This window comes from Synechococcus sp. GFB01 (genome assembly GCF_001039265.1).
Taxonomy (GTDB): domain Bacteria; phylum Cyanobacteriota; class Cyanobacteriia; order PCC-6307; family Cyanobiaceae; genus NIES-981.
Genome location: NZ_LFEK01000089.1, coordinates 1 through 6118, shown reverse-complemented (window position 1 = coordinate 6118; position 6118 = coordinate 1). Strand labels below are relative to the sequence as shown.

At 69.2% G+C, this 6118-nt stretch carries 3 protein-coding genes and 1 pseudogene; 2 read left to right on the top strand and 2 right to left on the bottom strand.

The genetic code is table 11. The features are described from left to right. Nucleotides 1–144: 144 nt before the first annotated feature. Both clpS and SYNGFB01_RS09595 read right to left on the bottom strand, forming a co-directional pair. The gene (clpS, locus tag SYNGFB01_RS09600) at nt 145–477 is read right to left on the bottom strand and encodes an ATP-dependent Clp protease adapter ClpS (protein WP_048017854.1); all 333 of its coding nucleotides are present in this window, start codon (nt 475–477) and stop codon (nt 145–147) included. 98 nt (nt 478–575) lie between these two features. Continuing rightward, nucleotides 576–1811: an LL-diaminopimelate aminotransferase gene (locus SYNGFB01_RS09595; protein WP_048017853.1), complete on the bottom strand. Its 1236-nt coding sequence runs from the start codon at nt 1809–1811 to the stop codon at nt 576–578. Between the two features lie 82 nt (nt 1812–1893). On the opposite strand from SYNGFB01_RS09595, the pseudogene SYNGFB01_RS09590 reads away from it, so the two are divergent. Together SYNGFB01_RS09590 and SYNGFB01_RS09585 are read left to right on the top strand one after the other, a co-directional pair. Further along, a pseudogene (locus SYNGFB01_RS09590) lies at nt 1894–4556 on the top strand (TIGR03960 family B12-binding radical SAM protein). Nucleotides 4557–4856: 300 nt separating this feature from the next. Next, the coding region (locus tag SYNGFB01_RS09585) for an Rne/Rng family ribonuclease (protein ID WP_048017852.1) at nt 4857–6118 on the top strand (1262 nt) is incomplete at its 3' end.

Genomic DNA, 6118 nt, shown 5'->3' with positions numbered 1-6118 from the left:
CGGCGCCCGCCAGATCCACCTGGTCCGGCCGCCAGGTCGGAGCCAGCAGCGCCAGGGGCCGCGCCAGCAGCCAGCCGGCGCCATAAAGCAGGGGCACGTAGAGCAGCGTGCCCAGGGGGCGGGGGCCGCCGCCGGAGGGGGGGGTCACTCCTCCGGCTCGATCGTGCTGGTGAGCCCCTTGGCCTTGAGGCTCTCGCAGTAGAACTCGGCCGGCTCGATGTCACACACGATCACCAGGCCCACGCCGGTGTTGTGGGCCTCCAGCATCACGGCGATGGCGTCCTGCTCGCTGAGGCTCGGCACCACCTGGCGCAGGGTGGTCACCACGTAGTCCATGCTGTTCACCGGGTCGTTGTGCAAGAGCACCCGGTAGCGGGGCGATGGCTTGCGCACCCGCTCCGGCGCCTTCTCCATCACTGCCGGGCCGCCCTCGCGGCCGGGGCTCTGGGTGGCTCGGGTCGGGTGGGCTTGGGGCATCTCCGTGATGTCGGGGTGGACCGGCCGAAGGGGCGAGGGCTCTCGGCAACGGCGATCACACGAGTCTGCCGGATGCGGCTGCGGCGCTGGCGGGGCCTTCAGCCCGCCAGCGCCGCCTGGATGCGCCGCATCGCCTCCTCCACGTTGGCGCGGCTGTTGAAGGCCGAGAGGCGGAAGTAGCCCTCGCCGGCGGCACCGAAGCCGCTGCCGGGGGTGCCCACCACATGGGCCCGGCTGAGCAGCAGATCGAAGAAGCCCCAGGAATCCACGCCCGCCGGCGTCTTCACCCACACGTAGGGAGCCTGCTCGCCGCCATATACCGCCAGGCCGGCGGCGCTCAGCTCCCGGCGGATGATCGCGGCGTTCTCCATGTAGAAGCTGATCAGGCCCTTCACCTGGGCCTGGCCCTCGGGCGAATACACCGCCTCGGCGCCGCGCTGCACGATGTAGCTCACGCCGTTGAACTTGGTGCACTGGCGGCGGTTCCACAGACCCCACAGTTCCACCTGCTCGCCATTGGCGGCCGTGCCCATCAGCCCCCGCGGTACCACGGTGAGGGCGCAGCGGGTGCCGGTGAAGCCGGCGTTCTTGGAGAAGGAGCGGAACTCGATCGCGCAGTCGCGGGCGCCTTCGATCTCGTAGATCGAGTGGGGCAGCCCGGGATCCTGGATGAAGGCCTCGTAGGCCGCGTCGAACAGGATCAGGGCGCCATGGGTGCGGGCGTAGTCCACCCAGGCTTTGAGCTGCTCTCGGGTGGCCACCGCGCCGGTGGGGTTGTTGGGGAAGCAGAGGTAGATCAGATCCACCGGTTCGCTGGGGATCTGGGCCGTGAAGCCGTTCTCGGCGTTGATCGGCAGGTAGGTGAGGCCGCCGTACTGGCCGGCGGCATCGGCCTCGCCGGTGCGGCCCGCCATCACGTTGCTGTCCACATACACCGGATACACCGGATCGGTCACGGCGATGCGGTTGCCCTCGCCCAGGATGTCGAGAATGTTGGCGCTGTCGCACTTGCTGCCGTCGGACACGAAGATCTCCTCGGCGGAGATCCGGCAGCCGCGAGCCTGGAAGTCGTGCTGGGCGATGGCCTCGCGCAGCCACAGGTAGCCCTGCTCGGGGCCATAACCATGAAACCCCTCGCGGGTGCCCATCTCATCGATCGCTGCCTTCATGGCGGTGCGGCAGGCCTCCGGCAGCGGTTCGGTCACATCGCCGATGCCCAGGCGGATGACCTGTGCCTCGGGATTGGCTTCGCTGAAGGCCTTCACCCGCCGGGCGATCTCGGGAAACAGATAGCCCGCCTTGAGCTTGAGGTAGTTGCCGTTGACCTGCACCATCGCGGGAGGGGCCCCGGGNCCGCCGTTGAACTGGCCGGATTGTCCTATGGCGGGGTGTGCTGCATACGATCGAGCCAGCCCCATGCCACCGGCATCCGTGACGGTCGCCTCCCCCGTCGATTTCGAAGCCCTGGTGGACCTGGGCATCGGCAAGCCGGCCCGCTACCTGGGCAACGAGCTCGGGGTGCAGCCGCGCGACTGGGATCAGGCCTGGGCGGCCGCCGGCGTGCGCTGGGCGCTCACCTACCCCGAGGTCTACGAGGTGGGGGCCAGCAACAGCGGTCACATCATTCTCTATTCGATCCTCAACAGCGTTCCCGGTCAGCTGTGCGACCGCAGCTACCTGCCGGCGCCNGATCTGGCCGCCCGGCTGCGGCAGCGCGGCGCACCCCTGTTCGCGGTGGAGAGCCGCCGGCCCCTGGCGGCCTTCGACATCCTGGGCTTCTCGCTCAGCTACGAGCTGGGCGGCACCAACATCCTCGAGATGCTGGATCTGGCCGGAATCCCCCTGCGTGCCGCCGAGCGGGGCGACCTGCCGCTCAGCCACCCCGAGGCGCCGCCGCTGATCTTCGCCGGCGGCCCCACCGCCACCAGCAACCCCGAGCCCTTCGCCGCCTTCTTCGACTTCATCGCCCTCGGCGACGGCGAGGAGCTGCTGCCGGAGATCGGCCTGGTGGTGGCCGAGGCCCGCGCCGCCGGCCTCAGCCGCTCGGCGCTGCTGAGGGATCTGGCCCTGGTGCCGGGCGTCTATGTGCCTGCTCTCTACGGCCCCGGCGCCGATGGGGTGAGCATCGAGCCGCTGGAGCCCGCTCTGCCGGGGCGCATCCAGCGGCGCACCGCCACACCGATGCCCCACTACGCCATGGGTCTGGTGCCCCATATCGAAACGGTGCACGACCGGCTCACCGTGGAGATCCGCCGCGGCTGCACCCGCGGCTGCCGCTTCTGCCAGCCCGGCATGCTCACCCGCCCTGCCCGCGACGTGGAGCCCGAGGCCGTGGTGGAGGCGGTGGAGGAGGGCATGCGCCGCACCGGCTACAGCGATTTCTCGCTGCTCTCGCTCAGCTGCTCCGACTACCTGGCCCTGCCGGCCGTGGGGGTGGAGCTGCGCAACCGGCTGGCCGACCAGAACGTGAGCCTCACCCTTCCCAGCCAGCGGGTCGATCGCTTCGACCGGAACATCGCCCACATCCTCGGCGGCACCCGCAGGGGCGGCCTCACCTTCGCGCCCGAGGCCGGCACCCAGCGACTGCGCGACATCGTGAACAAGGGCCTCACCGATGCCGAGCTGCTCGCCGGCATCCGCACGGCCATGGAGAGCGGCTACCGCAAGGTGAAGCTCTACTTCATGATCGGCCTGCCGGGCGAGACCGACGCCGATGTGCTCGGCATCGCCGACACCTGCCGATCCCTGCAGCTGCAGTGCACCGATCTGGGGCGCCTGGAGCTCAACCTCACGATCTCCAACTTCACCCCCAAGCCCCACACGCCGTTCCAGTGGCACAGCGTGAGCAGCGCCGAATTCCGGCGGCGTCAGGAGCTCCTGCGCACGGCTCTGCGCCAGCTGAGGGGCATCAAGACCAATTTCACCGATGTGCGCCTCTCGGCGATCGAGGACTTCATCGGCCGTGGCGATCGCCGCCTGGCAGCGGTGATCGAGGCCGCCTGGCGCGCCGGCGCCGGCATGGATGCCTGGTTCGAGTCGGCCGATCGCAGCCACGCCGCCTGGACGGGGGCCATCGAGGCCGCTGGACTGGCCGGTCGCTACCGCCAGCTGGAGCTGGGCACCTGGAGCGCCGTGGAAGCCATGGCGGCAGCCGATCTGGAGGCGTTCTGCCGCCAGCCCCTTCCCTGGGATCACATCGATTCGGGGCTCGACAAGCGCTGGCTGGCCGACGACCTGCAGCGGGCGCTGGCGGCTGCTGTGGTGCCCGACTGCTCCTTCGACGCCTGCAGCAGCTGCGGCGTCTGCGGCCCGGAACTCGGCCACAACGTGGTCATCCCGCCGCCGCCGGTGCCGCCCGCCCTACCCCAGCGGGCCCCGGCCAGCGAGCGGGTGTGCCGGCTGCGGATCGGCTTCGCCAAGACCGGTTCCCTCGCCCTGATCAGCCACCTCGATCTGCTGAGGCTGCTGGAGCGGGCCCTGCGCCGTTCCGGCCTGCCGGTGAGTTTCAGCGGCGGCTTTCATCCCCTGCCGCGGTTGCAGATCGCCCTGCCCCTGCCGCTGGGCGTGGAGGGCACGGGCGAGTGGCTCGATCTTGAATTCACCGCCCCGCTGGAACCTGGCGTGGTGCGTGAGCGTCTGCAGGCCGAGCTGCCCCCGGGGCTGCAGCTGCTCTCGGCGGCGGTGGTGCCCAGCTTCGGGCCCAGCCTCAGCCAGGAGCTGGAGGCGGCCCGCTGGCGCTTCACCCTGCAGGCCGCGGCGCTGGCCCCGTCCGGCTTCGCGCCCACGGCCTGGCAGAGCGCCATCGATCAGCTGCTGGATCGCCCNGCCCTGCTCTGGCATGACACCGACAAGAAGGGCCGCCCCGGCAGCGCGACTGCCGTGAGGCCCTCCGTCGCCTCGAGCTGCTGGAGATCGGCGCGGATGGCAGGCGCGCCGCCTTGGTGCTGGAGGCCGGCATCGACGGCTCCGGCCGCAGCCTTCGGCCCGAGCAGCTCGCTCACTGGCTGGGGGAACTTCTGCAGCGGCCCCTGACCCCGACCGCCGTGCGGCGGGAGGCCCTGGTGCTGAAGCCGTGCTAGTTTCCGGCCAAGGCGAAGAGCTGTTTGCCTTCAAGCTGCCCGCCGCAATTCTGCAGCGCCTTGGCTGCTTCAGCGCAGACAACCTCCCGGATCCGGATCCATGCCGGAACAGCGGAGGACAGATTTTTTCCTCTTGCCCCACTGCTCCGCGGCATTGATGCGCGGCTGAATCCATTCAGCTGAGTCTGTCCAGCAGTTCTTGCAGCATTGCCCCAGGCAGTCGGTCCCCCACAGGATCTGAACAGGCCTCAATCAGTCTTTACCCCCGGCAGGGCTCCTTGCGGCCCAGCCTCCTCCCCTATGCCCCAGCAGATCGTCATTGCCGAGCAATTGCGGATCGCCGCAGTTCTCCACGACGACCGCGTTGATCAGCTGGTGGTGGCCCAGGGCCGCTACCAGATTGGTGATGTCTATCTCGGCACGGTTGAAAACGTGTTGCCGGGTATCGATGCGGCCTTCGTCAACATCGGTGAAAGTGAGAAGAACGGCTTCATCCATGTCACCGATCTCGGCCCGCTGCGGCTGAAGAAGGGCACCGCCGGCATCACCGAGCTGCTCGAGCCTCGCCAGAAGGTGCTCGTGCAGGTGATGAAGGAACCCACCGGCACCAAGGGCCCGCGACTCACCGGCAACCTCACCCTGCCGGGGCGCTTCCTGGTGCTGCAGCCCCACGGTCAGGGTGTGAACATCTCCCGCCGTATCAACGGCGAGAACGAGCGCAACCGGCTGCGGGCCCTTGGTGTGCTGATCAAGCCGCCAGGTGCCGGCCTGCTGATCCGCACCGAGGCGGAGGGGGTGAGCGAGGAGTTGCTGATCGACGACCTCGAGGCTCAGCTGCGGCAGTGGGAGGCGATCCAGGCTGCCGCCGAGACCGCCAGTCCGCCGGTGCTGCTCAACCGTGACGAAGACTTCGTGCATCGGGTGCTGCGCGATCTCTACTCGCCGGAGGTGGTGCGGGTGGTGGTTGACACCGCCGAGGCCGTGGCCCGCGCCAATGCCTATCTCGGCACCGACCACACCAATGTGGCGGTGGAGTCCCATGACGACCCCACCGAGATCCTCGAGCATTACAAGGTCAATGCGGCGATCCGAGATGCCCTGCGGCCGCGCGTGGATCTGCCTTCCGGGGGTTACGTGATCATCGAGCCCACCGAGGCGCTCACCGTGATCGATGTCAATTCCGGCTCCTTCACGCGCTCGGCCAATGCCCGCGAGACGGTGCTGTGGACCAACTGCGAGGCGGCCACCGAGATCGCCCGTCAGCTGAAACTGCGCAACATCGGTGGGGTGGTGATCGTCGATTTCATCGACATGGATTCGCGCCGCGATCAGTTGCAGGTGCTGGAGCATTTCACCCAGGCTCTGCGCGACGACTCGGCCCGCCCACAGATCGCCCAGCTCACCGAGCTGGGTCTGGTGGAACTCACCCGCAAGCGCCAGGGGCAGAACATCTACGAGCTGTTCGGTCGTGCCTGCCCCAGCTGTGGCGGCCTCGGCCACGTGGCCGTGCTGCCCGGCAAGGACACGCTTCAGCCGCTGGCCGCCAGCGCCGGCCTGGTGCG